Raw genomic sequence first — 25,835 nt, forward strand, 5'->3', positions numbered from 1 at the left:
AGTCGATAAAGCCTTTTTAATGGAAAAATTTGGTACTATTTCTTAGGAGAGAATCAGAGTAGTAGGAATATCATTGATTACACACTTACAGCCTTAGATATAGCAATCTATTAAGATTGCTACACTTAACAATAACCTCAACCTATGCCAGCAGCAAATTATTATCAAGTAGGTGGGAGCTTAAATTATAGCGATCGCACCTATGTTACTCGCCAAGCAGATAACCAACTTTTTGAATTCTTAAAAGCAGGTGAATATTGTTTCGTCTTTAACTCCCGTCAAATGGGAAAATCTAGCCTGCGAATCAGAACTGGAAAAAAACTCCGTTCAGAAGGTATCAAATGTGCCTTTATTGATATGACTATACTAGGCACTCATATCAGCTTAGAACAGTGGTATAAAGGCATAGCATACGAGATATTAAATAGTTTAGAACTAGATTCAGAATTAGATTTTAATGCTTGGTGGAAACAGCACGAACACTTAACTGAAGTCCAGCGCCTCAAGAAAATAATTGAATCTGTACTATTTGTCAATATATCCCAAAATATTGTTATTTTTATTGATGAAATTGACAGCTTAATAAAAATTCCTTTTAAAGATGATATTTTTGCTTTTATTCGCGCTTGTTATAATCTCCGTTCTGAAAATCCAGAATATCAGCGTTTAAGCTTTTGCTTATTAGGAGTAGCTAGCCCTACAGATTTAATTCAAGATAAAGGGCGCACCCCCTTTAATATCGGACGTTCAATTGAATTAACCGGATTTACCTTTGCTGAAGCCAAAGATGCTTTAATCCGAGGTTTACAGGAAAAAGTCAACCATCCCGAAAAGATTTTACAACAAGTTTTATATTGGACAGAAGGACAGCCTTTTTTAACTCAAAAAGTGTGCAGCTTAATTGTACAATGCCCAGAAAATAACCCCGATATTCAACAATTAATCAAACAGTATATTATCAATAACTGGGAATCTCAGGACGAACCAGAACATCTCAGGACAATACGCGATCGCATTCTAGCTGATGAAAGTAGAGCAATTCGCCTTTTAGGATTATATCAGCAAATTTTTCTCTCCGTAGACCTGACCGCCGATGAAAGTGACGAACAAACCGAATTAAGACTCTCTGGTTTAGTAGTCAAAAAAAATGGCTTTTTACAAGTATATAACCCGATTTACAAAGCCATATTTAATCCCAATTGGGTTAAGTATAAATTAGATTATCTGCGCCCTTATAGCGCAGCCCTTAACCAATGGTTAAAATCTCAACGTCATTCTACTTATTTACTACAAGGCAATACATTAACAGATGCTTTAGCTTGGGCAGATGGCAAACGATTAAGTGATGAAGATTATCAATTTTTAGGTGCAAGTCAAACTGAACAAGATCGAAAAACTAATCAAATTTTAGCTCAAGCCTACCAAAAAGCTAAACGAATATCTTTGTTAGGAGGTATAGTATTTAGTATAAGTATTACCATAGCAATTGTTGTCAGTATCTACACCCAAAACCAACTTGAAACAACCCAAGAAACTATTCGCATAGATAAAGCTAGTGAAAATGCTTTAAAAAAGTTCAATTCTAATCAGATAGATGGCTTGCGTTCAGCTATGCAAGCTAGTGTAAATTTAAAATCATTGATAAAAAATAACAGTTCTTTAGCTGCTTATCCTACAACTAGCCCAGTTTCTGCTTTAGTTAATATTTTGAGTAATATTAGTGAAAAAAATCAGTTAGAAGGACATCAAAAGCCAGTTAGAACAGTTAGCTTTAGCCCAGATGGAAGGTTAATTGCTTCTGGAAGTGATGACAGAACTATAAAACTATGGCAACGAGATGGCAGACTCATTAAAACTATTAATCATGGCAGTTCAGTTAATACCATAACTTTTAGTCCAGATGGACAAATAATTGCTTCTGGAGATGAAGGCGGAAATATAAAACTTTGGCGACTTAATGGCACACTCGTTAAAATTATCAAACATACTAATAATGGTTCGGTTTCTAGCATTAGTTTTAGCCCAGATGGTAAAATAATTGCTTCTGGCAGTAACGACAATACAATTAAACTATGGAATCTAAATGGCACACTAATTAAAACATTAATAGGGCATAAAGCTTCAGTTCGTACAGTTAATTTCAGTCCAAATGGCAAAATAATTGCTTCTGGCAGTGATGACACTACAATAAAATTATGGAACCTAGATGGTACACTAATTAAAACCATAAATGGGGATAAAAGTCGAGTTTATACTGTCAGTTTTAGCCCCAATGGTAATTACATTGCTTCTGGTAGTGGAAATAATGTAAAATTGTGGGAACTGAATGGAACGCTGATTCAAACTATGACTGGACATAGCGAGACAGTTAATAGTATAGCTTTCAGCCCAAATGATAAAATAATTGCTTCTGCTAGTGGCGACAAAACAATTAAACTGTGGAAGTTAAATGGTGATGGTGATTTAATCACCACCCTTAATGGTCATACTGATTCAATTTTGAGTTTAAGTTTTAGCAGAGATGGGAAAGCGATCGCTTCTGGAAGTGAAGATAAAACTATCAAGCTATGGCAACTAGAACCTAAACCCATCATTCGCGTGAATGGACATAACAGTTGGATAGAAAGTGTTAGTTTTAGCCCAAATGGAAAAATAATTGCTTCTGGAAGTGGTGACGGGAAAATTAAACTTTGGCAACCAGATGGCACACCTATCAAGATTATTATTAATGGCGATAAGCCAGTTACAAATGTTAGTTTTAGTCCAGATGGAAAAATACTTGCTTTTATTGATGACAGTGGCACTCTTAAGCTGTGGCAAAATGGTAAAATTATTAAAATTATAAAAGATCCAAAAAGCGAGATAACTAGCATCAGTTTTAGTCCTGATAGTAAAACTTTGATTTCTAGTAGTAGTGACTACACATTAAAACTTTGGAGAACTGATGGAAAACTGCTGAAAAATCTCACTAGAAATAACAGTGGAATTACCAGCGTTAGTTTCAGCCCCGATGGTAAAAGTTTTGCCTTCGGCAGTAGCGATGATTACAAAATTAAACTTGGGAAAACTGATGGCATTCTGGTCAAAAGTTTCACAGGACATACAAAGGCAGTAACGCAGATTAGTTATAGTCCAGATGGAAAAATATTTGCTTCTAGCAGTGACGATCGCACAGTCAAACTTTGGAAAAATGATGGGACTCTCATTAAATCTTTATCGGAACATAACAGCGATGTTACCAACGTTATTTTTAGTCTAGATGGCAAAACCCTTGCTTCTAGTAGTAGGAACGGAACAGTTAACCTCTGGAAAAACGATGGCACTCTCATGTTTACTCTTAATGCTGGTGATGAAGTAACAAGTATTAGTTTCAGTCCAGATGGTCAAACCTTAGTAACTGCTACTAGCAAGGGTAGCTTAATTTTATGGAGTTTGAATTTAGATGATTTACTAGCCAAAAGCTGCACTTGGCTGAAAGATTACTTAGCATTAACCCGAAGCAAGGTTAATGTCGTAGACCTCAATTGCAAATCATCCTTGATCCAGGGCGATCGCATCATGTAAATAAAACTAGTCTATTATCGTGCTATTTGGCACATTTCAATAATCTCCTTCGTCACTTCAGTTCAACTAAATCCCAATTTATCACAATAGAATTCAGGAGTCAGGAGCCAGATTCAATTAAGGAAGGAGGAAGAGGGAAGATGGAAGAAGTTTAGTTTTAAGATGGAGATTGAAACTCCAACTTAAAACTTTCAACGTATAGACGTTGGGATTTTCTGAGTTCTTCTTTTTTATTGGTTAATCACGATATGAAAAATATTTAAACTCAAGCGATCGCTCTAAATATCAAGTTAAGTATATTTGGATTTTTACTTATTAATTAATATGCCAGAATCACCAGTCATCTATAATGTAAGGATAAAGTACCCACCTGTGTCAGCTATGCTGTCAGATAAATCAAAAACGGTAATACTACCAAGCACCGAAGAATTAGCCTGTTCGGACGATATTCCAGTGGATAACGAGGACCAAAATTTTCTACCCAACATTTTACTATTCTTACTAACTTCGATTTGGGCTGACCGCACAGATTGGTACTTTGGTGTAGACATGGCAATCTACCACACGACAGGGGTTAATCCAAGAGTACCCGTGGTTCCAGATGGATTTTTGAGTTTGGGAGTGGAACGCAAAAAAGGTGGAAAATCCCGCAGAAGCTATGCTGTTTGGGAAGAAAACGAGGTAGTACCGATATTAGCCTTAGAAATGGTATCCCACACTCCAGGGGACGAATACGACGAAAAATTAGAAATATATCGGAAACTCGGCGTACTTTACTACATTATTTATAATCCAGAATTTTGGTTGCGCGATAGACATCAACCATTTGAAATTTACAAATTGATAGATGAGAATTATCGACTACAAATTGGTGAACCATTATGGATGCCAGAAGTAGGTTTAGGAATTGGACGACATCAAGGTGTTATTGGTGGAATTCAACAGGAATTTTTATCTTGGTATAACGGACAAGGCGATCGCTATTTAATGGCAGATGAAATTGCCCAACAAGAAAGTCAAAGGGCAGAGAACGAACAACAACGAGCCGAGCAAGAAAAACAACGAGCTGAACAGTTAGCACAATATTTACGCTCTATCGGAGTTGACCCTGATAATTTACCTAATAATTAGCAATTCATAAATAAAGAAGAATTCAGAAGTCAGAATAAGAAATTGGAAGAGTATTCTGACCTCTCCCAATTAAATATCTTCTAGAAGGAGCGGGTTTTACATCCTTCTAGGAGGTCGTTGTAATAATCATTCCTTCTGATTCCTGAGTTCTTTTTCATAAAAGCAAGGAGAGCATCAAAGTTTTTAGCTTTGGTGCTTTTATTTTGCTTACCGATTACCGAAAATTTACGAGAATATTTGCATTCAATATGACAATTGATTGTTTAATAAAAGTGTTGTGAATCCAGCACAGATTGTAACTCAATAGAACAGTCTGTTCATTTCAACAGAAGGTCATATTTAAAAGAACTTGTAGTTTCATTCATGAGATATGTACAAAGGCTTTATACCCAATCATCCTTAGCTCAAGAAGTTTCTGTCAGTACCACGACAATTCGGAACTGGTGTCGTTTTGCTGATATTACAATCCCCAAACGAAGAAGTTTTTTTAGTTGCCTAGATTTAGAATTATTGGCTTATTTTTATGTAGCAAATCAATTTTTGAGAGTCAGCCAAGAAGACTATCTAGAAGAAGTAGTCTGTAGGGGAGGCTTGAAATTATACGTGCGAGAAGTTAGGCGCACTGAGTTGTCTAAATTTCTGACTGAGTTTTTAACGCTAGAGGAGCAAGACTATTTTTTCGTCAAAATTCTAATTGAAAAATTAAAAGAGGAACAAAGCAATGAATCTGTCAACAGCAGTGCAGCAGCTTGAAATTTCAATTTCCGATTGCAAAGCGATTTGTCAAGTTTTAGATATTGCCATCGCCGATAACTCAATTAGCAATGAAAGCTTCCTCAAGGTAAAGGCATTCATTGCAGCTTGTAAAGAAAAGAGTATGAGTATTGCCGAGGGTATTCAAGAATTGTTGAATGTGAAAAGTGAAGCCCAAACCCAACAGCAAGTAATGGGTGATAGGTTCAATTTGAATGAGTTTTTCCAACAACGGATTGGTGTTGACCCACGACAACTAAATCCTGGTAGCTACCATTTCGATTTGTACCAATTACTTCTGAAATCGGAGTCAATTTCTCAAGTTGGCTATGCACTATTTAGAGAAGCCTTTCTACGTCAGACTCAGGACTTAATCATGCATGGGGTGGGAGAATCTGAAATTCATCAAAATCAAACAGTTGGTGGTTTTGATAATGTTTTTGGAGATATTGAAGCGGAGTTTGAACGCAATTTTTTGGGAACTTCGGTGAATTGGGGAAAAGGGGAACACCCGATGTTAGCAGCATCCAAGCAAGCATCCCTACCATCGGTGGAAAAAACGAATACATCACAGTCCCCGTCATCGAAGAAATAGTTGATGCTGCTCCAAAATTGGCAACCCAGACTGTACAAATATTAGCACCAACAATTAATCAAGTTGTAATCACTGATCGCCAAACCATCACTAACTTTATGACCGAAGGGGGAGCAGTTGCAATTATTGCGGCAATAACAACGACAAGTACTGTTGCGACGATTACAGTTGCGATCGCATCCCCTCCCAAACCTGTTTTTCTCAAGATTATGGCTGCTGGGATTGGTGGGGTTATTTTAGGAAGTATTTTCGCAGCAGTAATTCTTCGGCACTACAGAAAGGAGATTCTCTCCAAAGAACTCAGGAGTCAGTAGTCAGAATACAGCTTGGGTATTCTGTGCAATCAGTGGGTAAATAGATGGCTTGAAAAATCTACCTTTTGTGATTAGGTTTTAGCAAAATTCCATTAAGTATCCGCACCTGATTGATTCTGATTTCTGGATTCTGCCTTCTGAATTCTTTTTTATGAGATTTTGAGGAATGATGCAATCCCAACATCCACCGTCAAACTATCAAAACAATCAACAAAACCTCGATGATTTTGATGAAGTCTGGGTGCCGAATCCGCTTGGGCAAACACAAGGACCTGCTGCAACATCAGGACTAATCGACATCATCAAATCGGGTAGTTTGGATTCTTTGCTAACTAATCCTTGGTTGGTATCGATATTTGTGGCGACGATAATATCGGTTTTAATTGGTGCGATCGCAACAATATTAGCTGGTCAACGTTCAACAGAACTTACTCCTGAACAGGAAGCACAGCAAGCGTTATTGCAAAAATCCCAAAATCTGGAGCAAACTGACAACAACTTCCGAGAGTATTTGACTCGTGATGATAATAACTCAGGCATGGTTAGCAATCCCGGATTATTACAAGCAGCTACCTTAGAAGCGGGTGCGAGATATCGCAATCGTATTATCGCAAGTCTTAATAACCCTCAAAATCCCGCATACAACCAGCATGAAGAACTAATTAATTACAACTCAGAAATTGAGGCTTTAAAACGAATTAATCTTGGTGCATCTGGTAAAGAAGCTCAATTAAAATATGTTGACCCCAGCACAGGTTTGTGGGTGACAATTCCCATTGATTCTGCCGAGTTGGCTGCGAGTGGTTTGACTAAATTGAATATCATCTCTAACAGCAGAAGGGAAACCACACAAAGATTTGATTTGGTCACAGTGGCTCAAAATATCCGCAAAATTCTATCTGAAGTCAAAGCTGCGAGACTAGAAGCACTGAGGGTTAAGGGATTAAGTCCAGTTGCATCGGAATTAGAAAAAACCGATTGGTTTGGAAATAAAGCAAGTCCTTCGGAGGCGGAAATTTCGGATTATCAACAATATAAACCCGAACCAATACCAGCTAATCCAAATACTTCAAAACAGACTCAAGATAAACCCTCGCCAAAACCAACAGGGGGTCAAGATGATAAGTAAATTGATATTTTCTCCTATTCCTTTGTTTTTAGGTGGTTGGATGTTTACCAGTAGCTTTAGTAGTAGCACTATTCAGCAATCGGTAACGCCGTACTCTACTCAACAGCAAACTGTAGAGATTGAGATGCCAGAACCTGCTAAGTCTTTTTTACGATTTGGTGGGAGTGCGATCGCTATATTCGGAACCTCAAGTTTAGTCTTTTGGGAATTAGCCAGTAAAAAACACCTTGGTCAAAAACCACAGCTTTTGCTGTCTTCTGGTCAAAGTTTAATACCAAATCCAGCTTATTACCCAAATAATTCTCAACCCATCTCTGATATACAGAGCGATGGTTTGAAACGTTCACCTTCAGGCGATCGCAATCATGGCATCCCATATAACCAAAGCAATGAGGAAAGCAAACCACCAAATAATTCTTCTTCTCCAAAACAAATTCCAAATTTCTACCAAACAGGTGGATTCCCCTTGGATTTACCTAACGAGAGGATAGATTCTGTCAGCCAATTTCAACCACAAGCCAATTCTGAAGATAAATATGCTCCAGTCAAATCCTTGGTTTACGAGAACACAGTGGGTATTGTTGGCAAGGAAAAGGGAAGCGGTAAAACCTCCAAACTTGGTTATTTAATTGCCGAGCATATCAAGTTGGGGCATTTGGTATGGATGGTTAATCCCTTTGCAAAGGGTCAGCATTGGAAGGGAATTAAGGTTTTTGGACGGGGTTACAATTTCCTCGAAGCAACCAACGCTATCCGCGAATTTACTCGTATTGCGTTTTGGAGAATTGCTGAAGCTGGTGACGAAACGAAAGAATACGAACCGTTTGATGACTACCATTTGAACCTTGCCCTGGATGAAATGTCCAATTATTCCAGCGAAATTGATGCTATTGATTCCTCGGTGATGCCCAAATTCTGGGAAGCCGTTGTGCAATTTTTAAGACAAGCGAATATGTCCGTATCCTTCGCTAGTCACGGTGATACCCAAGCAATGCTCGGTGGTGCAAAGGCTTTGGCTGGGAAATCGGAAACCATTAAAGATGCAATAGTTTGGTTGTATGCCCAAGCAGTAACGGATAGAAATGTGGAAGGTAATAAACGCTGTGCAGGGTGGGGATATTTGATTAGACCAGATGGAGGCGATCGCCAAAAGTTACGAATCGAAATCCCGACTTGGATGCAAGGACCACCCGCAACTCGGTTAGATGGGAAGGACAAATACAACTACATCGAACTTGTTCAAAAATATTGTCCCCAATTTTTATACCAACCACCATCTAAACAAAATATGACCGAGGATACCCCAATTGATACCGAGCAATTTCGCCAAAAATTGATTGAACAAGAGGATATCTGGGGATTAGATGGAGAGTAACAAAATCAAAGTAAGGAGTAATTATTGTGAGCAGACAAATCAGAAGGACAAATTTACCACAGGTAAGCTCAAGGAATTATCTAGATACAAACTTTGTCGATACTAATTATGAAGAAGTTGATGATGACTACACCAATCACCATTCGCACAACAATCGTTGGCACAATCGCGCTTACCGTGTTGGTCGAAATGCTCAAAATGCCTATGATTGGGGGAAAAATTACAGTCGTGGGGTTACTCCGGCGATGGAGAATGGTGCAAGTGCTGCGATCGCAACCCTGGGAACAGTCGCAAATCACTCCAATCCATTCCGTCCTTGGCGATCGTTTGCTTTTTGGAGCATGGGCATTGGGACTTTAGTAGTTGGTGGATGGGTAGCTCAATTTTTCCTGGGTGGAGTGATTGCCACTCGCAATCCCCGACAATTACCCCAGAATGCACCAACCGCAGTCAGATTTGGACATGGGGTTGTAAATGCTGGTAAACCTGTAACAACTGGAGTTTGGAATGGATTTGGACAAGTTGCTAACGGTGCAGGGGATAGTTTGGATAGGGCAGTGCGTTTGCAAACCGTTGATTCCGATAATTGGCAACAACCACCTGCCAGTGTTCGCCAACCTCAGCAACCCACGACAACTTTGCCTTTAACTAATTGGACGGGCGATGGTGGGTATCAATCTGTGCGGAGAAAGTAGAGTATGCACAATTAACTAGAGAGGAAGGGAGTGAGATGGAGAAAACAAGGACATCAAACGGGTAAACCACAAATGCAGGATAAATCAAATGGATATACATTACCTCACTCTCTCCATTTTTCCCGACCTCGCTCAAGTTGGGTAAGTATTCCCGTTCCCAGTTTCTTAATAACGAGTGCTGTTTTTCTTATTTTTGTTCTAGATATGGTCAGATCTGGATACGGTTCATTTGCGTTTATCCCAGATTTACGACCTCAAATTTCAACCATAACTACCGATATTCGCTCTGATTTGGAAAATTTGACTCGTTCTAAATCCTCGCCTACACCAACTAAGAAAAGCTCAAAAGCAGACGAATCCAACAAATGTCAAACCTTGTTAGATAGTTACAACCCTGATGCAAAATGCCGTTTCGAGCCGACGAATTACTCAAACACCTCTCGATAGAAGTTCAATACCAAGAATTGAAAGCATTGGAGGAAAGCGCAAACTCTCACCTTATCGCTCAAGCAAGGGGACGTGCGTTGTGTTTTGGGTTGTCTTTTGTGATGGCTGCTGCGATCGCACACCCTGGAATCAACCAATGGGTTGAAACTAAGCTCCAACTCAATCGCATTGCTGGTATTAATTTCTTCGCAAATTCCAATAAACCACAATCCAGTTCAAATATTGCTGCTGTACTCGTAGATTACGCCAAAAAGCAAAACTGGGAAATTCGCACAGGACAAGGAAAGTACAACATTTTCTACGTCCAAGGCATGTTTCCAAATGGTATACAAAACGACAATGCACCCAACCGATTCAACGATTCCAGGTTTTTGGTTGAAGTTAACCCCACTCCGCGTTTAGTTGGAGCGTGGGAAGCATCTATAGAACCGGGAAGCCATTACACCAAGCAGCCGATGAATTCTCAGGGAACCGCACAAATACAAGTACCGGGACATTACAAAGCGTGGCGAATTGGCAAACATAAAAACCGTGAATTGGCATTAGTTCAAGTTGCACCAGTCGATATTATTCGGGACAAAAATCGTAATGGCAAGCTGGATGAGGGGGATCAAAAAGAACATTCCCAAATCGGAGCAAATCAGCACAGTGCCAGCGACCAAAAGTTAGTTGATAGTGCAAGCGCAGGATGTCCCGTGGGACGCACATCCAAAGGACATCAAGAGTTTATGAGTTTTCTACAAAAAGATGTGGATTACAAAAATAATAAAAGTTTCACATTTTCAACAAGTTTTATCCCAGCCAAGGAATTGTAAGATAAGAATCCAGAAGCCAGAATTCAGGAGTCAGAATAAATGAGGCAACCTGCAAGAACATTTCAAGATTTAATTGTTTGGCAAAAAGCCCATCAGTTTGTACTATCAGTTTATCAATTTACAAGTAATTTTCCTAAATCAGAAACATACGGACTTTCTTCTCAATTTAGGCGAGCAGCAGTTTCAATACCAGCAAATATCGCAGAAGGATTTAAGAAGAAAGGAACTTTAGATAAAGCTAGATTTATGAACATTGCACAAGGCTCTCTGGAAGAGTGCCGATATTATTTGATTCTTTCACACGACCTTGGGTATGGCGATACATCTGAATTAATGCCTCAAATAGAAGAAGTTAGTAGATTGTTAACAAGTTATGTAAATTCTATTCTGAATTCTGACTCCTGATTCCTGAATTCTTTTTACGGAAAGATGTACTTCCATTATGCCCGTTTGCTCATTGGCTAATTCATGGTGGAAATATGAAAGCTAAAGCTCCTTGGCAACCTAATTTAATCCAGAAATTTCTTCATTTGTGGTGTAGCCTACCTCTTTTAGTTAAACGGTTAATTTTGCTTGTATTGGGATTAGCGATCGCTTCTGCTTTCCCAATATATATAACATTAATTATGGGTGCAATAATTTTTTATTTATTATTCTATTAGGTCGTGATGTATTTCAATAAATTGGGGAAAAACTGGGATATATCTAACTTTTTATTATTAATAAGTATTTCTGCCTTCGCTATTAGTAGACCAGCGATTAGTTTAGTGACAGATAGCATCGACAATATCTCAGAATTCAGCACTTCATATTCAGGAAATCTCAATAGTTTGTTCGCTAATAATTCCTCTGTCGGTGTGCTAGCAATATGTGCGGCAGAGGGGAATTGTCAAATTGACGGACGAAAAACTTCGTTGTATTACTATCATGTTGACCCTGGAAATCGCAAGGTCAATCGCGGATTCTGTAGCGACCAAGGTCGGGGTGGCACAAACTTAGTAAATGCAGATGCTGGATGCTTAACAAGAACTAGAAGCCGTATTCCTAGATTAGTGAGAAAACTTCAAAATTCTGGCATAAATCCAGAACAGAATACTGAAGCATTCATCAATAATTTAGACCAGTGGAATCAAGCATCTCCTCGTGTTTCTGATTCTTTTCCAAAGAAATATGCTGATGCTCAAAATAAAGGATTAAAAGGGAAAGAAGCTATTTTATGGGCTAGAGTTGAAGCATTTCGTCGAAGAGATGGAGAATTAGAAGCTGGTAATTCACGAGTCGGTTTATTTTCGATTTGTGCTAATCCCAAAAATACCTACTACGCGACGAGATTACAACAATATTCGATGTTCTCGGAACGTTGGCGATGGAATTGTATTGCTTTAGATCAAAAACGAAGATTAGAGGCTATTAATCAAGTTTTGGCAAGAAATATTAAATGAATTTATTCATCAAAATAACTAATAATAGTAACACAGCAGTGAAATGATTATATAATATAGGGAAGTTAAGAAAATCTTACTTATTTGACTGAATTATGTTGTCAAAAAATAAGAAATTAGTGGTTAGTTTATTTTGTGGGATTGGTGGTCTTGATTTAGGGTTCCAATCTGTGGTCACTGAGGCTTCTCGAAGTGCTGGTTTTGAGATAGCGATCGCCATCGATAATAACCCCAAAGTTTTAGAATTATATCAAAATAATTTTCCTGATACGACAGTTTTATGTAAAGATATCGGGGAGATTACAGCAACTGAGATAAGGGACATTATTCAACATAAATATCAAGATTGGGACGGAGAAATTGCCGCAGTAATAGGCGGTCCACCCTGTCAAGGCTTTTCGGTTGCTGGTAAGCAAAAACTTGATGACGATCGCAGTCAATTAGTCCTCAAATTTATCAATCTGGTGATAGAACTAAATCCGTCAATGTTCGTGATGGAGAATGTTCCAGCTATTGAGTGGAAGAAGTTTGCTGGGATTACCGGGAATGCGATCGCTCTCATCGAAGAACACTACATCCTATCCAAATGGTTGCTCACAGCATCCGATTTCGGTGTGCCCCAAAAACGGCAACGAGCTATCTGGGTGGGGTCGAGGTTTGGTGAGGTTGCTGCACCTACTGAAAATGAAGTGAGGTTTAGTATTGGGGATGCGAACCGCAAGGTCAGCGTCTTTGACGCTATCGCAGACCTATCCCACCTTCCTATCGATTCCCAAACCGACACCTGGGAATTAAACCAAAAGGGTGAATACGCCCAATATTTGGACAAAATCTTCCCCGAACTTTCAAAATCCTCAAATTTGATTAGTGGATGTCTAGCAACAGCACACACAGCAGCGACTCAAAAGAAGTATGGTGATACTGTTCCCGGAGAGAAAGAACCGACTACTTGGGCTTATCGATTAGTGTCCGATGGTTTTTCCCCAACATTGCGTGCTGGGAGTGGTAATCGAACGGCAGCGCGTCCTATTCACTATGAACATGCGAGGGTGATAACGGTTCGTGAAGCCGCGAGATTACATAGTTTTCCTGATTGGTTCGATTTCGGGGCAAGTAAGCTGGCTGCTCACAAGGCAATAGGGAATAGCGTTCCTCCTTTGCTTGCTTATGCCATTGCATCTCAACTGTTGATGCATTTGGAAGAACAGCAACAAAGTTCGACGGGGACAAATTCTTTTGTGCTTACCCATGTGCTGGGTTTACAAACCTTTGAAGCGTCGGTTGGTTTGCCAATTTTTCACTCAATGGGACAACAGCCAGGAAAACTAAATTGCCTTGCTTTTGGTTTGGTTGATGGGGAAAATATCAAAGTTGGTAACGAGCGATCGCCTCCGTTATCTCATATCGGCTTATCAATCTGCGATTTCCTAGCTCACTGTTTTACTGAATCCTGCTTGTTTTATTTCGGTTGAATCAACCAAACTACTAAACCAAGAAAAAAGATGTCTCAATGAATCTTGCGTCAGTATTTTTCACGGCGTATTAGTACAAATACACTTTAAATTGGGCAATCTAACTTTTCTGTACTGCTTCTCTGTAAACATAACAGTCACATAAGAATCGTAAGGGAAGTAGCTGCATAAACTCCTTTCTAGTAAGGGTTTTAAGATATTTACATTTTGAAATCTACTGCTATTTTCGCCTTCTCAGTCACATGACAGTCACATAAGAATTATACACAGGTGATGGAGGTACTCATGCCCAAAATGGTACATACTTGGCGTGTTTTCTGGATGTGTTGTCTGGATCGTAAGGTTTTATCAAGTCTTCATTAATTGTGTCAGCAATAATACGGGAAGCCATAGAATAATTTTCATCTTTTATCGAGAAACGCTCTCGTAATGATGAGTTTGTCATGTGGTCATTTGAGACATGGCGTAAGCAAGCATGTTGGTAACAAGCTCGAACTCTATCGGCTTTATCCATATCAGCTAATTTTTTGTAACCCACATTCCGCACCCTAGGGTGTCACATAGCATAATCACTTAGATTATTCTATTTTGTAAGCTATAAATTATGCCTTTTAAGTTCGCTTTATCCGTTAATATAAGGAGCTTAGGTATATTACATGGCTTTATTCCCTTATGAAAATCGGTAAAAACCGATTGTGACAGTTGAGGGTGCGGAATGTCGGTTGTAAGCAAAAAGTATTACTGTGAACTTCTGTATAGTAATTACATGAATCTTTGTAAAAGAAGAGTTTGTTCAAATTTTACAAACTGTGAGTATACGGATTAAACGACAAAACTAGTTATTAATTATATAGCATGGTTACTGGTAAGCGATCGCGCTTATTTCCCTCCCTGCCAATTTAGTAATACTGCCTTATATACTCGTAAGCCTTGCCAAACAACTCCTTATCCTGATGCAGGGCATATTTCAACAGGGTTTTCCGCAATGCTTGTTTGACTTCCCTTTCTCCTGCGCTAGTTTGCTGCCAACCAGGAAACCTTACCAAACGCACGATTTCATCGATATCATTGACAATTCGTTCCACCATTTTCGGGGTTTGGTCGTTGCGAACTTCTGTAAATAATTCGGTTAGTGCTGCTTTTCCTCTGTCTTCGTCTTTTTCGACGGGTGTATCTTTCTCTGCTATCAGCAAATCTCTTGCAAGGTCGAGTAATTCTTTGAGAAAGGTGACGCTGTAGATTTGCCCCTGTTCGTGACGTTCTTTGATTGCTTCTAAACGTTGGGATAATGCCAAAAAACGGGGGTTTCCGATATGTTTGCGAAGACGATTGGCAATTTTGATCTCGATTTCCTGGGATTTTTTGCGGGGATCGGGAGAATTGAGGACTACTTCTAATAGTTCAGCATCGAGGACTATTTCATCGAGATCATCGCGTACCGCTTCGACGGTAATATTTTCGTGGATGAGTTCGATGGTTTTTGCTCCTAATGCGTGCCAAATCAGTCTACCCATACCTGTTGTCGGTTGTACGGAGACGTATATTTGGGACAGCCATTTGTAATCAACTTCGTACTGTTGCAAAATCGGGTCGGGTGATATTGCTTCCCACAGGTTAGAGAGGTGGCTGTAATCTGCCGCAAAAGCATCGCGGGTATCGTTGTTGGGTAAACATTCCTGTGCTGCAATTAGTCCTTCGTAACCTGTTAAGCTACGGTCTACTCCCAGAAAGTAAACAAGGCATTTTTGTATTGCTCCTGGTAGCTGGTTTTTCAAGGTGGCAATTCCAGATACCACTTGTTGAAAACCTTCCTCGTCAAATTCTAGCGCTTGGGCAACATCATCAAATACACCCAAATAATCTACGACTAAACCGTGGGTTTTTTGGCTGCCGTAGGTGCGGTTGGTGCGACAGATGGCTTGGAGTAAGGTGTGTGCTTTCAGGGGTTTATCTAAATACATCGCTTGTAGGATGGGTGCATCAAATCCCGTCAGCAACTTGGCTGTGACTACCAAAATCTTCATCTGGTCACTGCGATCGCGGAATCGATCCAAGAGTTTTTCTTCTTGATCGCGGGTGCGTTGATAGGGTTTAAAGCGTTCGTCCTTACCTGTGGCGGAAATTATGACTTCGAGCGCTTCCTTGGGTAAGTGTTTTTCTAGTTCGGCTTGGTACAACAAGCAACATTCTTGGTCGTAGGTGACAACCATTGCTTTAAAGCCGTTGGGAGCGACTTTTTCTTGATAATGTTGGGCAATGTCGGCACAAATATTTGCTATTCGCTCAGGTGCTTTGACCAGTACCGCCATTCTTGATGCTGCTTTGGCGAGGTTTTCCCGATCGAGGTCGGATAATCCCCCGGTTAACTCGGCATACGCTTGGTCGATCGCATCATGATCGATGTGCATTTCCAGCAAACGTGGTTCAAAGTGTAGGGGTAAAGTTGCCCTGTCGCGGAGCGATTCTTCAAAACCATAGCGACTCATATAACCGCGTTCGTCTTCTTCTGCACCAAAAGCATAAAAGGTGTTTCTGTCCCTTTGGTTAATGGGTGTACCTGTAAAGCCAAACAGAAAAGCATTTGGTAATGCTGCCCGCATTTTAATACCAAGGTCACCTTCTTGGGTACGGTGGGCTTCATCTACAAGCACGATGATATTCTCACGGGGGTTGAGGACACCATCAGCTTCCCCAAATCTAAAGATGGTGGTAATGATAATTTTGCGGGTGTCCTGTTTGAGTAGCTTTTCTAATTCTGCGCGGGTTTCGGCTTTAACTAGGTTGGGTATATCGGAAGCGTGGAAAGTGGCACTAATTTGGGCATCTAAATCCAGGCGATCGACAACAATGATGACTGTGGGGTTACGCAGTCGTGCTTGTAACCGCATTTTTTGAGCCGCAAACACCATTAACAGCGATTTACCCGAACCTTGGAAATGCCAAATTAACCCTTTTCTGGGTCTACCAGCCAACACACGGTCAACAATCTTATTGACAGCTTCGTATTGTTGATAGCGGCAGATGATTTTGATGCGGCGCTTTTTCTTGTCGGTGGCAAATAATGTGAAGTGATTGAGGATATCGAGAACAACAGAGGGGTTATGTAGGGATGCGATCGCTTGTTTGAGTCCAGCAAGGCTGTTGGGTGGTGTGTCATCATCTAGTCGCCAAGTTCCCCACAATTCCATCGGCATTCGGATGGAACCGTAGCGAATTTCTTTGCCTTCGGTGGCGACGCTGAAGACGTTACAGGCAAATAATTCGGGGACGTATTTTTCATAATCGTCATGTACCTGCAATGCTCCATCTACCCAACTTACTGCTTTTCGCACGGGGGTTTTGGCTTCTATCAGCACCAGGGGAAAGCCGTTAACCAACAGAACTAAATCTGCACGGCGTGATTCTGCACCAGCGCGGTAGGTATATTGGCTGGTGAGGATATATTGGTTATTTTCTAGGTTATCAAAGTCGATGAGGCGGACTGTTGTGTGTTCGTAGTTAGTGCCAAAGGGCATAGTGCGATCGCCCCGTAACCATGTGGTAAATTCTTCGTTAGCGCGGATCAGTCCATCACTGCGGACTGACAGCAATATTGCCCGTAAGCGGTAGAGAACTTCTTCGGCTCGGTTGGGGTTAGCGGCGATTTCGGGATTGAGGCGAATTAAGGCATCGCGGACAAAGGTTTCAACGAAGACTTCTTGAGGTTGGCGGGGAATATTTTGTGAGGGGAGGTAGTGCCAACCGACACCGTTGATTTTGCGGTTTGTGCGGGATAAACCGGGTTGAGGTGGTGTAGTTTGGGTTACTTTACCGCAGAGGATATCACGGATAAAGGCTTCGACGGTGTTGGCTTCGTTAAACATTCACACCTATCCCCTTGCTTTTTGTTATTAGTTCTCGCAAATACTTTAAAGTAGCTTGTGCTTCATCTATCCTTTGGGACACAGAAGATAAAGTATTTTCTAATTGTTCTAATTTCTCAACAGCTACTTCTTGTATGGAAAATGGAGTTAGTGGTATTTGAAGCTCTCGCTGTCGTTGGATTCCAATATATGATCTTGTGGATTGTCGGCTATATGATACAAGCTGCCTTTGGAAGAAAGAAGAACGAAAAACAAGATAAAGATACTTTGCTAAAAGCCGCTCCTCTTTTTGAATACGGTAGTAAGTAACTTGCGGTGTGAGCATTACAAACTCAGTTTTTATCCCATGTAAAATCGCAGTTTCTCCTACTGTTCCTTTATGCGTCAGTAAAACATCTCCTTCTTTTGCAAAACCAATTCTTAGTGATAAAGCAAGCTCTTTTGATATATATTTACACTCATTAAAATTAATCTTTCCATCCACAACATCAGAAGCCATCAGAAAGGGAATGCCAATTTCCACATAATCTTTACCTTTGGGATGCTTTTCACCATGATTACCATCCTGCGGAGGAGCAATAATCTTTTCATCAATTAATTGTTGTATTTTTACAATATTTGCTAACTGCTCATTAGTTTGAAAATCAATGTATGATTGCAAAAGAATCTTGATATCATGATGCAGTTGATATAATTTTTCCAAAGTATTTGATGCATTTATTAATACATTTGCTAACTGTTCCTGTTCTTCTGGAGGTGGTAAAGTAAACTCAAATTTAGCAAGACTTGTCCAATTTGTTCTCGGTGAAAGTGACCCTGCTGAAGTCCCTACAGCGTATTCAAAAAAACGATCTGTTTGACAAATAAACGGTAAAAATTCAGGAATTAGAGCTTTCGGATTAGCACTTTCAAATACGTAAATATCACCAGAGCAAACCCCCTCAAAATCAGCTACAGCAACCTTTCGCTGATATGCTCGACGCTTACCAAATAAAACCTGTCCTGGCTTAAATTTGCTAGTAAAAGTTATTCCCTCAGCTACAAGTCCCCAACGCCGAATCCGTAAATCATCAGGGTCAATATGCTCAAGCCCCACGTATCGCTCAATACCTTCCGCTTCTGGATTCGCAGCACGTTCTTTGCTGAGGCGCACCACATCCCCAAACTTTACCAATTTCCACCCTGGTTTTAACGTATCAGCTTGTATCATCTTGTACTTATTCTACCCCTTGCAAACAAAAACTCTCCTTAAACCCATTCATCCAAGAGGGATCAATTATATGATCGTGTTGCAGTCTTCCGACAACGATACCAGGGTGAATACCAATACGTTCTGCAAAATCAGCAACATCATTTTTAGATTTCAGTTGTGTTAACCCTTCTGCGTACTCAGGTGGTATTAAAAAATCCCGCGACCATTCATCAGCTTCCCGTTCTGGCTCAGATTCTAAACTTTCTCCACTATTCCATTCATCCAGAAAAATATTCTCTTTATCATGTAGCAAAATATGTGCGGCTTCATGGAAGAAATTAAACCAGAAGCGGTCATTAGTTTTACCATAAAGCGAAAGCTGAATCAGTGCCTTATGGGGATTTAACCACCGTGCTACACCACTGACGTGTGCTTTGGGAATTGATGGTACTAACACCAGCACAACCCCCGCTTCCCAGCACAACTTTTGGATTTTTGATTCAAATTCCTCTGGTGGTAACACCGTCAACGTGCGAATTTCCCGCACCGCTCTTTCAAACTTTGATTTACTGTACTTAGGACAGTCCAGTTTTTCTGCTTCTATTTCACCCAACCGCAACCATGCAGAAATAGCACCAACATCACTTTGTTCTTCGCGGGTGCGACGAAAGGCAACTTCCATACTTGCGTAGCATTTCTCCCAATCTTCCGGGGAAGCAACACCGAAAAATTGCAGTAACTTTTTTACCAAATCAGCTTTATTCTTGGCGATTAAACGGCACTTGGGAATGACACCTTGGTTCATCAAATCCTTAACTGGCAACTTATCTAACCAAGATGTCCATCCCTGTAAGCGGCTTTCTTCTTCTTTCCTGGCTAAAGCAGCACGATATTGGGCTTCATACCTGAGCCAAAATGCTGCTGTACTCCCTAAAACCCGTTCTAACTTCAGGGCAGTTTCTTCATTAAGAGGTGCTTTGCCATTAATTAACTGGCTAATATATTTGGTGCTGTAACCTAAACGCTCTGCTAACTGTGCTTGTGTCCAATCACGCTCTTCCAAAAACTCAGCGATCGCATCACCAGGGGAAGATACCCAATCGGGAGCAAAAGGACGGCTGGTCTTAGTCATGGTAATCTCCAATGAAAACAATACAAACAGCAGTAACCTTTGACCAATCAATGCTTCCATCCTCACTAAGAGGAATGGGATCGTTATCTGGCTTAAATACAAGTCGTTTACCACCTTCTAGGTTTACTGCAAATTCACCTGCTCTGTCTCCTTTTAAAGGATGGGGATGACCTATAACTAATTCTGTGACACAACTAGCAACACCGATCATAAGTAGGTGGGCGAGAAAATTTATAACTATGTAACGAAAATTTAACCAGAGCGACTAGAGTCAAATTTAATACGTCTTGTACTGTAGTTACTTTTTTCCCCTCTAGCTTTAACGCCATCAATCACGGCGTAAGCGAGGTCTAACTCGTCATCAAATGTTTGCCCACGTAGTTCGTCTTTTTTTAGGTGCTGCCACTCTAATTCAATTGGGTTCATCTCGGAGCAGTATGCGGGCAGAAAAAAGATGTACAAACCCATGTTTTCCCACTTGGACCATAGCTTTTGCACTTCTTTACATCGGTGTATCGATCCGTTATCCTGCACAATTACCCTAATGCGCCCCGTTCTTTGAGCTTCAGTTGCTTCTATTTCCATCATCTCGATGTAAGATTTACGACTAACAGCACCAATCACCAGACCGTAAACAAAGCTGATTAAAGGTTGAAGAAAGCCGATAATACTTAATCTCCGTCCACGACGCTGGGTTTGCTCTAAACGTTTTTGCTCACCTTTGAAGTAATAAGTGTAACCTGGTTCGCTCCATACACAAAATCCTGATTCATCTAGATACTTTAGGTCTATTTCTCCAGACGCAGCAGATAATTCCAACATATCTAGGTCTGCTTGTTTGTTTGCTCGTGCTATCGGGTTTTGCTTGCCTTTGTGACTCTTCCTTGCTCGCTTCCAATTGACCCCCTTTTTTTGAGCACCCGCCTTAATCTGTCGGGACTCAGTTTAATTGAGCGATCGCGTTCTAATTTTTGTGCGAGTTGAAGGCTATTGTATGTACGCGGTTCGTTTTTCAGGCATTCTTCCAAAAATATGATGTCTTCTTCTTGCCATTTTGACTTTCCCCCTCAACCAGGTAGTTCCCAAAGTCCTTCTAGACCTTTGTTTTTCCAGCTGTGTAAAACCTCTCTTACCGTTTGTTGAGTCAAATTAAAGTGAGCAGCTATTTTTTCTACATACCAGCCATGTGCATTTAGCCTAATTATTTCTGCTCGATCTTTTACTTTCTGTGGTACTTCCGCAGTTCTTAGCTGTAACAGGGTTTTGTCTTGCTCACGAGTCAAGAATATCCTTAAACGAGCGCCCATATATTAAGTCACCTCGGTAGATGCATTCTCCGTATTTACTTATCTTTACATAGTTTGGTTTTTTCTTGCCTACCTACTTACAAGAGTTGTTTGAGTGGAGTTATTAAAGCAAGCCGGGATGCAGCGGGGGCTAATATTTCCCTACAAACGGCAGAGGAACTTACTTCTTCGATTGTCACTAAATTATTCGAGCCAATTGCCGCAAAGATGGAGCCTATGCGGATGGGAGAAATGGAAAGATTAATACAAGTTGCTAGATATTATGGCACGCTCTTAAACCCGCAGATGTACGAATTGAGAAGTTTGGAACACCTTATTACTGGCTATCCTTCTCATAGCTTTGCGATCGACTATGAAGAGGCAAAAAGTCTATTTGGCGACAGTGGTGTTACTGTTACTCGACCAACGGAGTTAGAGCAAGCTTTAGAAAGATTTCTTATTGAGCAAGATGTCCCTATTCGATGGCCAGGGAAGAGCATCTGCAACTTAGCAGATCTATTTCCTTCACCTGAAGAGTCTGATAACTCCACTCACAATGGTCATTCGCCAGAAGAAGCTTCTAAAAATGGTGCCGGAGAGGTAGTTGCGGTAGGCATGACAAGCGGTCAACAGAGTACGGTGAATTGAATAAGAACTAGCAGTGCGATAAAGTCCTCTCCTCATGGAGTGTTGTTTCTAGATCGATCTCACCTTTTTTGATACGTTACAGACAAATTTTGTATGAATCCTCCTATATGGAAGGCAAAACCATGTTAAAGAAAATTAAAATTTTAGTCCCATTAGGTGCTTCTGATATCCCCGATGCTGCCCATAAAGACGCACCCGACTATAGACTGGTTTTTGAAGAAAGCATGAATCTGGCAGAGGCACTCAATGCTGAAGTTGTGCTGTTGCACATCGCAAGTTCTGAGGATGGGATGTCTATTCGTCCCAGCCATGAAGCGGGAAGCGATCGCTTCTATAGCCCAGAGGACTTGAGAGAGATCGGGCATATAGCTAGACTTGATCTTAGTGCTGGTACGGGGGCTGAACTCAAAGATTGGGAAGAGGGGCGTTTACATGAATTTGAACTTCATGATGAGGCGAAGAATACCTTGTATGCTTTGCGTGCCTGGGCTATGCCACTGACATACCAACTGCAAAAACCGATTCAAGATCTGCTTGCCAGAGCTAGGGATGAAGGCATCCAGACTCGCGCCATGAGTATGCTGGATAGTCAGAGTCTGATCATTTGCGAATCTGCTCAGGAATGGGATGCGGATCTGATTGTGATGGGACGTGGTAAAGCATCTGAATGGCGTAGCCTCTACTTTGATAGCGTCAGCACCTATGTGTTACACCATACGCCCTGTTCAGTTGCTTTGGTGGATTGGCATTTGAAAGAAGTGCAGAAAATTCGCAAAATCCTGGTTGCCCTCGACGACTCCCCCACTAGTCTAGATATCTTCCTCCAAGCTATGAACCTGGCTGAACGAATTCGTGCGGCAAAGCAGTCTCTCAGCCCCAATATTACCGACAAAGATGCAACACCGACCCTGTTCCTACTCCATGTTACATCGCCATTTGAGCATGGCTATCCCCAGATGTTAACAGCTTTTACTACTTTAGCAAAACAGCGTAATATCCTTGTCCAACCTGTACAAAAGCCCGCCCCAAAAATGCAGGAACACTTCACCGAATCCATGCTGCAACCTGATGCTCTGCCAGGTCAGGTAATCTGTGAAATAGCTACGGAGTCGGGAGCAGACCTGATTGTGTTGGGCTACCGCCGTGAATGGGAACTGAAAAAGCTGGTGTTGGGCAGCGTTTGCAACTACGTTACTCGTCATGCTCCCTGTTCGGTCTTTGTAGTGAGAGCCTTCAAACCCCTCGACATCGAACCCAGTTCTGGCAAAACAGAACTGACACACATCGAACCAGCAAAAGATGCCGACCAATTATTTAACAGGTGTATTACGAATGGGTATCAACTTCTTACGGAGGGACAACTTACAGGGAGAAGAATCCAGCCTGTAAAGGATTCACCCTCACTTAGGCTGAATCCTGTCCCTATTAACCGTGCTACTCTTAATCCCATCGGTCAAGATGTTAGTAAAACCAATTGGAATGAGATCAATTTCAGTGGACAAAATCTCATCGGTCAAGATTTTAGTGGAAATAACTTAAATGGGAGGAATTTTAGCAATGCTAACTTGAGTAAGGCAAACCTTAACAAAGCGAGCCTAATCAATGCGGACTTGAGCAATGCGAATTTAGAGGGTGCAAACCTGAGTCATGCAGATTTAAGTGGTGCCAATCTCAGTAATGTGAATTTAGTTGGTGCTATCCTCATTGAGGCTATATTGAATAGAGTCGATTTGTGCAATGCTAACCTGAATGGTGCAAATTTAACCCTAGCCCTTTTTAGAGATGAGCCAGATTTGTGTAACGCCAACTTTACACATGCCAACTTAACAGAGGCTCAATTTAGCGGTGCCAAATTGGTGGGTGCAGATTTTCATGGAGCTATTTTGATTGCTACAAAGATGAAAAACGACACCAATTTAGATGAGTCGAATCTATACAATGCTAATTTACACCGAGCTATTTTCACAAATGTCACAATGCGCGGTGCTGATCTTTTTGGTGCTGATTTGAGTAGAGCAACTCTAGACGAAGTTAAGCTTGAGGATGCTAACTTTGTTGACGTAAAAGTAGAGAACGCGAAGTTTACGAACGTTTCTGGTCTTTCTATGGAAATACAGAAAGAACTCGAAAACCAAGGGGTATTAATAAATAATTAGTCATTAATCTCAAGCGATGCAGCCAGTATCACTACACCGCTGCGTTGATTGGTTTATGCGTAAATGCTGGACTCATGTATTTTGACTACGTTTCATAACATATTCAATCAATTCATTCAGGAAATCAAACAACTGTCTATCACACTAATCCTAGAAGCAGAGTTCCTAACTCGACTCAGTTAAATAGTTCCCAGATTCAAAAAATCAATGGTCTAAGAATGAATCACAATCAGCATGATGAAACCAATCTTGAGCGGCAACAAGATTTGCAACATGATGAAGAGGCTTTTCGACTTCATCAAGAGGAGAAACGCCTGGGAACTGCCAGACGAAGTAGTACCTTTAGTTGGATAGTTAATAGCATTTTCTGGCTGGCAGGAATGCTAGAAATGCTACTGGGGATCAGGTTCTTGCTACGTTTGTTTGGGGCTAACACCCAAAATGAATTTGCGAGATTAATTAATAATCTATCTGAACCTTTTATTGCTCCATTTTCTACCTTATTCATTAGTCCTACTTTAGATAGTGGGGCAAAGATATTTGATGTCAATATTGTGATTGCAATCGTAGTTTATGCTCTTTTAAGCTATCTTGTTGTTTCGCTAGTCAGATTTATTTTCTATCACAGAACGTAAATTTATATCACAACTTTCACAATGTTTATCAATCAAATACTTTTTTAGATTTAAAGATGATTTTATGCGAGCCCAGCTTGAGGCTTTAATTAAAGCGTCTAAATGAGTTTTGCCTAGAAGGTTAATTTAACAGGAGATCAGCATGAGAGTTATTGAGCCTGAAATTGATGAGCAAGTTGTTAGTTCTGGGTGGACAACCGCGATACCCTTGGTAGCCGTAGGCATCGCTATTCTCATGATCGTGTTGGGCATCATTGCAATTGTATTTCCTTTCTTTGCTGGCGTTGCTTCAACCTTACTGTTTGGCTGGATATTTATCTTTGCTGGAATTACTCAAATTGCTTATGCTTTTCAATCAAGAGGTGCAGGTAAAGTTATTGGGAAGCTGATTCTAGGTCTTTTGTATCTCCTATCTGGAATTTTCTTGGTGGTAAATCCGTTTCAAGGGGTTAGTGTTGGGTATTACCATTTTTGTGCAAGGCCTGATTCAAGTGGCGTTGGCGAAGCCTCTCCATATGGAGAATCGCATTTCAAATGCGCCGGATTTCATCTAACTGGGGATTAATGCTTGTGAGTGGAATCATCGGCGTTATTTTCGGTATTTTCATTTGGTCTAACTTTCCGTTTAGTGCAGTTTGGCTGATTGGCACTTTCATTGGAATCAATCTTTTATTCGATGGAGTTTGGATGCTAACTCTGCATTCCTGACAGCGCCGCGCTTTACAGTAAGTCTAGGCAATGGAATTGCACACGCATGGAAGCCCATCAATTGAAAAAACGCCACAGTTGCAGGCACTCAATTCGTGGTGATTTTTTTAAACTAAACTCATTTTTCATCAACCCGCACATCAAGGAAATTATTTTATGACAACCTCCAAAAATCATAGCCACTATTTTCAATATATTAGCCATCTTCACAGCATACTTGCTCCCATCATGTTGTTGCCTTTATTGCTGACAACTATTACAGGAACTATTTTTCAGATCGTTGATTTGGCAGGCAAAAAAGATGGGTTTTACTGGTTATTAGATTGGCACAAGGGAAACTTTGGCGCACTTAATTTAGAATTCATTTATCCCTTCCTGAATGCTATTGGCTTACTCGTGTTACTTTTTACAGGAATTTATATGTGGTTTCATATGCAGCATACTTCTAAAAAACAAAAACAATCTATTGATCTGTCCCATTAG

General features: G+C 40.6%; 24 protein-coding genes and 1 pseudogene. 19 read left to right on the forward strand and 6 right to left on the reverse strand.

Annotated elements, in window-relative coordinates; translation table 11 throughout:
• The first annotated feature begins 144 nt into the window (after positions 1 to 144).
• The 14 genes from CAL6303_RS13470 (at position 145) to CAL6303_RS13530 (ending at position 13,732) form a co-directional block, all read left to right on the forward strand.
• The gene (locus tag CAL6303_RS13470; protein WP_015198363.1) at positions 145 to 3,564 is read left to right on the forward strand and encodes an AAA-like domain-containing protein; all 3,420 of its coding nucleotides are present in this window, start codon (positions 145 to 147) and stop codon (positions 3,562 to 3,564) included.
• A 381-nt stretch (positions 3,565 to 3,945) separates the two neighbouring features.
• Positions 3,946 to 4,695, forward strand: a complete 750-nt coding sequence (locus CAL6303_RS13475) for a Uma2 family endonuclease (RefSeq protein ID WP_041739566.1) — start codon at positions 3,946 to 3,948, stop codon at positions 4,693 to 4,695.
• Positions 4,696 to 5,058: 363 nt separating this feature from the next.
• Entirely contained in the window at positions 5,059 to 5,448 is a 390-nt protein-coding gene (locus CAL6303_RS13480; protein ID WP_015198365.1) for a hypothetical protein, read from the forward strand.
• Positions 5,417 to 6,043: a hypothetical protein gene (locus tag CAL6303_RS13485; RefSeq protein WP_015198366.1), complete on the forward strand. Its 627-nt coding sequence runs from the start codon at positions 5,417 to 5,419 to the stop codon at positions 6,041 to 6,043. Before CAL6303_RS13480 ends, CAL6303_RS13485 begins: the two co-directional genes overlap by 32 nt.
• A 17-nt stretch (positions 6,044 to 6,060) precedes the next feature.
• Entirely contained in the window at positions 6,061 to 6,357 is a 297-nt protein-coding gene (locus tag CAL6303_RS13490) for a hypothetical protein (protein WP_041739569.1), read from the forward strand.
• Between the two features lie 166 nt (positions 6,358 to 6,523).
• Positions 6,524 to 7,486: a hypothetical protein gene (locus tag CAL6303_RS13495; protein WP_015198367.1), complete on the forward strand. Its 963-nt coding sequence runs from the start codon at positions 6,524 to 6,526 to the stop codon at positions 7,484 to 7,486.
• Positions 7,476 to 8,861, forward strand: coding sequence for a hypothetical protein (locus CAL6303_RS13500; RefSeq protein ID WP_015198368.1), 1,386 nt, complete (start codon positions 7,476 to 7,478; stop codon positions 8,859 to 8,861). Before CAL6303_RS13495 ends, CAL6303_RS13500 begins: the two co-directional genes overlap by 11 nt.
• A 26-nt stretch (positions 8,862 to 8,887) precedes the next feature.
• Positions 8,888 to 9,556 carry a hypothetical protein gene (locus CAL6303_RS13505; protein ID WP_015198369.1) on the forward strand — a complete coding sequence of 223 codons (669 nt, stop codon included), beginning with the start codon at positions 8,888 to 8,890 and terminating at the stop codon, positions 9,554 to 9,556.
• A 30-nt stretch (positions 9,557 to 9,586) separates the two neighbouring features.
• A complete protein-coding gene (locus CAL6303_RS29265; RefSeq protein ID WP_015198370.1) occupies positions 9,587 to 10,003 on the forward strand; it encodes a hypothetical protein in 417 nt (138 codons plus the stop codon).
• A complete protein-coding gene (locus CAL6303_RS13510; RefSeq protein WP_015198371.1) occupies positions 9,961 to 10,818 on the forward strand; it encodes a hypothetical protein in 858 nt (285 codons plus the stop codon). The genes CAL6303_RS29265 and CAL6303_RS13510 overlap by 43 nt, the downstream gene beginning before the upstream one ends.
• A gap of 39 nt (positions 10,819 to 10,857) precedes the next feature.
• Positions 10,858 to 11,223 (forward strand): four helix bundle protein, encoded by a 366-nt coding sequence (locus CAL6303_RS13515; RefSeq protein WP_015198372.1) that lies wholly within the window; start codon positions 10,858 to 10,860, stop codon positions 11,221 to 11,223.
• 74 nt (positions 11,224 to 11,297) lie between these two features.
• Entirely contained in the window at positions 11,298 to 11,480 is a 183-nt protein-coding gene (locus tag CAL6303_RS13520) for a hypothetical protein (RefSeq protein ID WP_015198373.1), read from the forward strand.
• 6 nt (positions 11,481 to 11,486) lie between these two features.
• Positions 11,487 to 12,260, forward strand: coding sequence for a hypothetical protein (locus CAL6303_RS13525; RefSeq protein WP_015198374.1), 774 nt, complete (start codon positions 11,487 to 11,489; stop codon positions 12,258 to 12,260).
• A 95-nt stretch (positions 12,261 to 12,355) separates the two neighbouring features.
• Positions 12,356 to 13,732, forward strand: a complete 1,377-nt coding sequence (locus tag CAL6303_RS13530) for a DNA cytosine methyltransferase (protein WP_015198375.1) — start codon at positions 12,356 to 12,358, stop codon at positions 13,730 to 13,732.
• A 283-nt stretch (positions 13,733 to 14,015) separates the two neighbouring features.
• Here the strand turns inward: CAL6303_RS13530 and CAL6303_RS29270 are convergent, their stop codons facing one another.
• The 6 genes and pseudogenes from CAL6303_RS29270 to CAL6303_RS29280 all read right to left on the reverse strand — a co-directional run bounded on the left by CAL6303_RS29270 (position 14,016) and on the right by CAL6303_RS29280 (position 21,226).
• Positions 14,016 to 14,246, reverse strand: a complete 231-nt coding sequence (locus tag CAL6303_RS29270) for a hypothetical protein (protein WP_203225950.1) — start codon at positions 14,244 to 14,246, stop codon at positions 14,016 to 14,018.
• Positions 14,247 to 14,631: 385 nt separating this feature from the next.
• Positions 14,632 to 17,595, reverse strand: coding sequence for a type I restriction endonuclease subunit R (locus CAL6303_RS13535; RefSeq protein WP_015198376.1), 2,964 nt, complete (start codon positions 17,593 to 17,595; stop codon positions 14,632 to 14,634).
• The gene (locus CAL6303_RS29275; protein ID WP_015198377.1) at positions 17,588 to 18,805 is read right to left on the reverse strand and encodes a restriction endonuclease subunit S; all 1,218 of its coding nucleotides are present in this window, start codon (positions 18,803 to 18,805) and stop codon (positions 17,588 to 17,590) included. Before CAL6303_RS29275 ends, CAL6303_RS13535 begins: the two co-directional genes overlap by 8 nt.
• Positions 18,806 to 18,812: 7 nt before the next feature.
• Positions 18,813 to 19,919 (reverse strand): HigA family addiction module antitoxin, encoded by a 1,107-nt coding sequence (locus CAL6303_RS13550; protein ID WP_015198378.1) that lies wholly within the window; start codon positions 19,917 to 19,919, stop codon positions 18,813 to 18,815.
• Positions 19,912 to 20,130, reverse strand: a complete 219-nt coding sequence (locus CAL6303_RS13555) for a hypothetical protein (RefSeq protein ID WP_238993816.1) — start codon at positions 20,128 to 20,130, stop codon at positions 19,912 to 19,914. The genes CAL6303_RS13550 and CAL6303_RS13555 overlap by 8 nt, the downstream gene beginning before the upstream one ends.
• Before the next feature lie 41 nt (positions 20,131 to 20,171).
• Positions 20,172 to 21,226 (reverse strand): annotated as a pseudogene (locus CAL6303_RS29280) (IS630 family transposase).
• A gap of 90 nt (positions 21,227 to 21,316) precedes the next feature.
• Between CAL6303_RS29280 and CAL6303_RS28520 the strand changes: the two are divergent.
• The 5 genes from CAL6303_RS28520 (at position 21,317) to CAL6303_RS13590 (ending at position 25,835) form a co-directional block, all read left to right on the forward strand.
• Positions 21,317 to 21,853 (forward strand): hypothetical protein, encoded by a 537-nt coding sequence (locus CAL6303_RS28520; protein ID WP_051036672.1) that lies wholly within the window; start codon positions 21,317 to 21,319, stop codon positions 21,851 to 21,853.
• 122 nt (positions 21,854 to 21,975) lie between these two features.
• Entirely contained in the window at positions 21,976 to 24,009 is a 2,034-nt protein-coding gene (locus CAL6303_RS28525; protein ID WP_015198379.1) for a pentapeptide repeat-containing protein, read from the forward strand.
• A gap of 218 nt (positions 24,010 to 24,227) precedes the next feature.
• Positions 24,228 to 24,644, forward strand: a complete 417-nt coding sequence (locus CAL6303_RS13580; protein ID WP_015198380.1) for a YggT family protein — start codon at positions 24,228 to 24,230, stop codon at positions 24,642 to 24,644.
• Between the two features lie 142 nt (positions 24,645 to 24,786).
• Complete coding sequence (locus CAL6303_RS13585; protein WP_203225951.1) at positions 24,787 to 25,209, forward strand: HdeD family acid-resistance protein; 423 nt, start codon at positions 24,787 to 24,789, stop codon at positions 25,207 to 25,209.
• Positions 25,210 to 25,508: 299 nt separating this feature from the next.
• A complete protein-coding gene (locus CAL6303_RS13590; RefSeq protein ID WP_015198381.1) occupies positions 25,509 to 25,835 on the forward strand; it encodes a hypothetical protein in 327 nt (108 codons plus the stop codon).

This window comes from Calothrix sp. PCC 6303 (genome assembly GCF_000317435.1).
Classification (GTDB): domain Bacteria; phylum Cyanobacteriota; class Cyanobacteriia; order Cyanobacteriales; family Nostocaceae; genus PCC-6303.

Coding starts and splice junctions, on each gene's coding strand:
- CAL6303_RS13470 (WP_015198363.1), top strand. CDS start 145: ATGCCAGCAGCAAATTATTATCAAGTAGGTGGGAGCTTAAATTATAGC.
- CAL6303_RS13580 (WP_015198380.1), top strand. CDS start 24,228: ATGAATCACAATCAGCATGATGAAACCAATCTTGAGCGGCAACAAGAT.
- CAL6303_RS13485 (WP_015198366.1), top strand. CDS start 5,417: ATGAATCTGTCAACAGCAGTGCAGCAGCTTGAAATTTCAATTTCCGAT.
- CAL6303_RS13535 (WP_015198376.1), bottom strand. CDS start 17,595: ATGTTTAACGAAGCCAACACCGTCGAAGCCTTTATCCGTGATATCCTC.
- CAL6303_RS13555 (WP_238993816.1), bottom strand. CDS start 20,130: ATGATCGGTGTTGCTAGTTGTGTCACAGAATTAGTTATAGGTCATCCC.
- CAL6303_RS13500 (WP_015198368.1), top strand. CDS start 7,476: ATGATAAGTAAATTGATATTTTCTCCTATTCCTTTGTTTTTAGGTGGT.
- CAL6303_RS13590 (WP_015198381.1), top strand. CDS start 25,509: ATGACAACCTCCAAAAATCATAGCCACTATTTTCAATATATTAGCCAT.
- CAL6303_RS13475 (WP_041739566.1), top strand. CDS start 3,946: ATGCTGTCAGATAAATCAAAAACGGTAATACTACCAAGCACCGAAGAA.
- CAL6303_RS13585 (WP_203225951.1), top strand. CDS start 24,787: ATGAGAGTTATTGAGCCTGAAATTGATGAGCAAGTTGTTAGTTCTGGG.
- CAL6303_RS29270 (WP_203225950.1), bottom strand. CDS start 14,246: ATGGATAAAGCCGATAGAGTTCGAGCTTGTTACCAACATGCTTGCTTA.
- CAL6303_RS13515 (WP_015198372.1), top strand. CDS start 10,858: ATGAGGCAACCTGCAAGAACATTTCAAGATTTAATTGTTTGGCAAAAA.
- CAL6303_RS13495 (WP_015198367.1), top strand. CDS start 6,524: ATGATGCAATCCCAACATCCACCGTCAAACTATCAAAACAATCAACAA.
- CAL6303_RS29275 (WP_015198377.1), bottom strand. CDS start 18,805: ATGATACAAGCTGATACGTTAAAACCAGGGTGGAAATTGGTAAAGTTT.
- CAL6303_RS13550 (WP_015198378.1), bottom strand. CDS start 19,919: ATGACTAAGACCAGCCGTCCTTTTGCTCCCGATTGGGTATCTTCCCCT.
- CAL6303_RS13520 (WP_015198373.1), top strand. CDS start 11,298: ATGAAAGCTAAAGCTCCTTGGCAACCTAATTTAATCCAGAAATTTCTT.
- CAL6303_RS13480 (WP_015198365.1), top strand. CDS start 5,059: ATGAGATATGTACAAAGGCTTTATACCCAATCATCCTTAGCTCAAGAA.
- CAL6303_RS13525 (WP_015198374.1), top strand. CDS start 11,487: ATGTATTTCAATAAATTGGGGAAAAACTGGGATATATCTAACTTTTTA.
- CAL6303_RS13530 (WP_015198375.1), top strand. CDS start 12,356: ATGTTGTCAAAAAATAAGAAATTAGTGGTTAGTTTATTTTGTGGGATT.
- CAL6303_RS28525 (WP_015198379.1), top strand. CDS start 21,976: ATGTTAAAGAAAATTAAAATTTTAGTCCCATTAGGTGCTTCTGATATC.
- CAL6303_RS13510 (WP_015198371.1), top strand. CDS start 9,961: ATGCCGTTTCGAGCCGACGAATTACTCAAACACCTCTCGATAGAAGTT.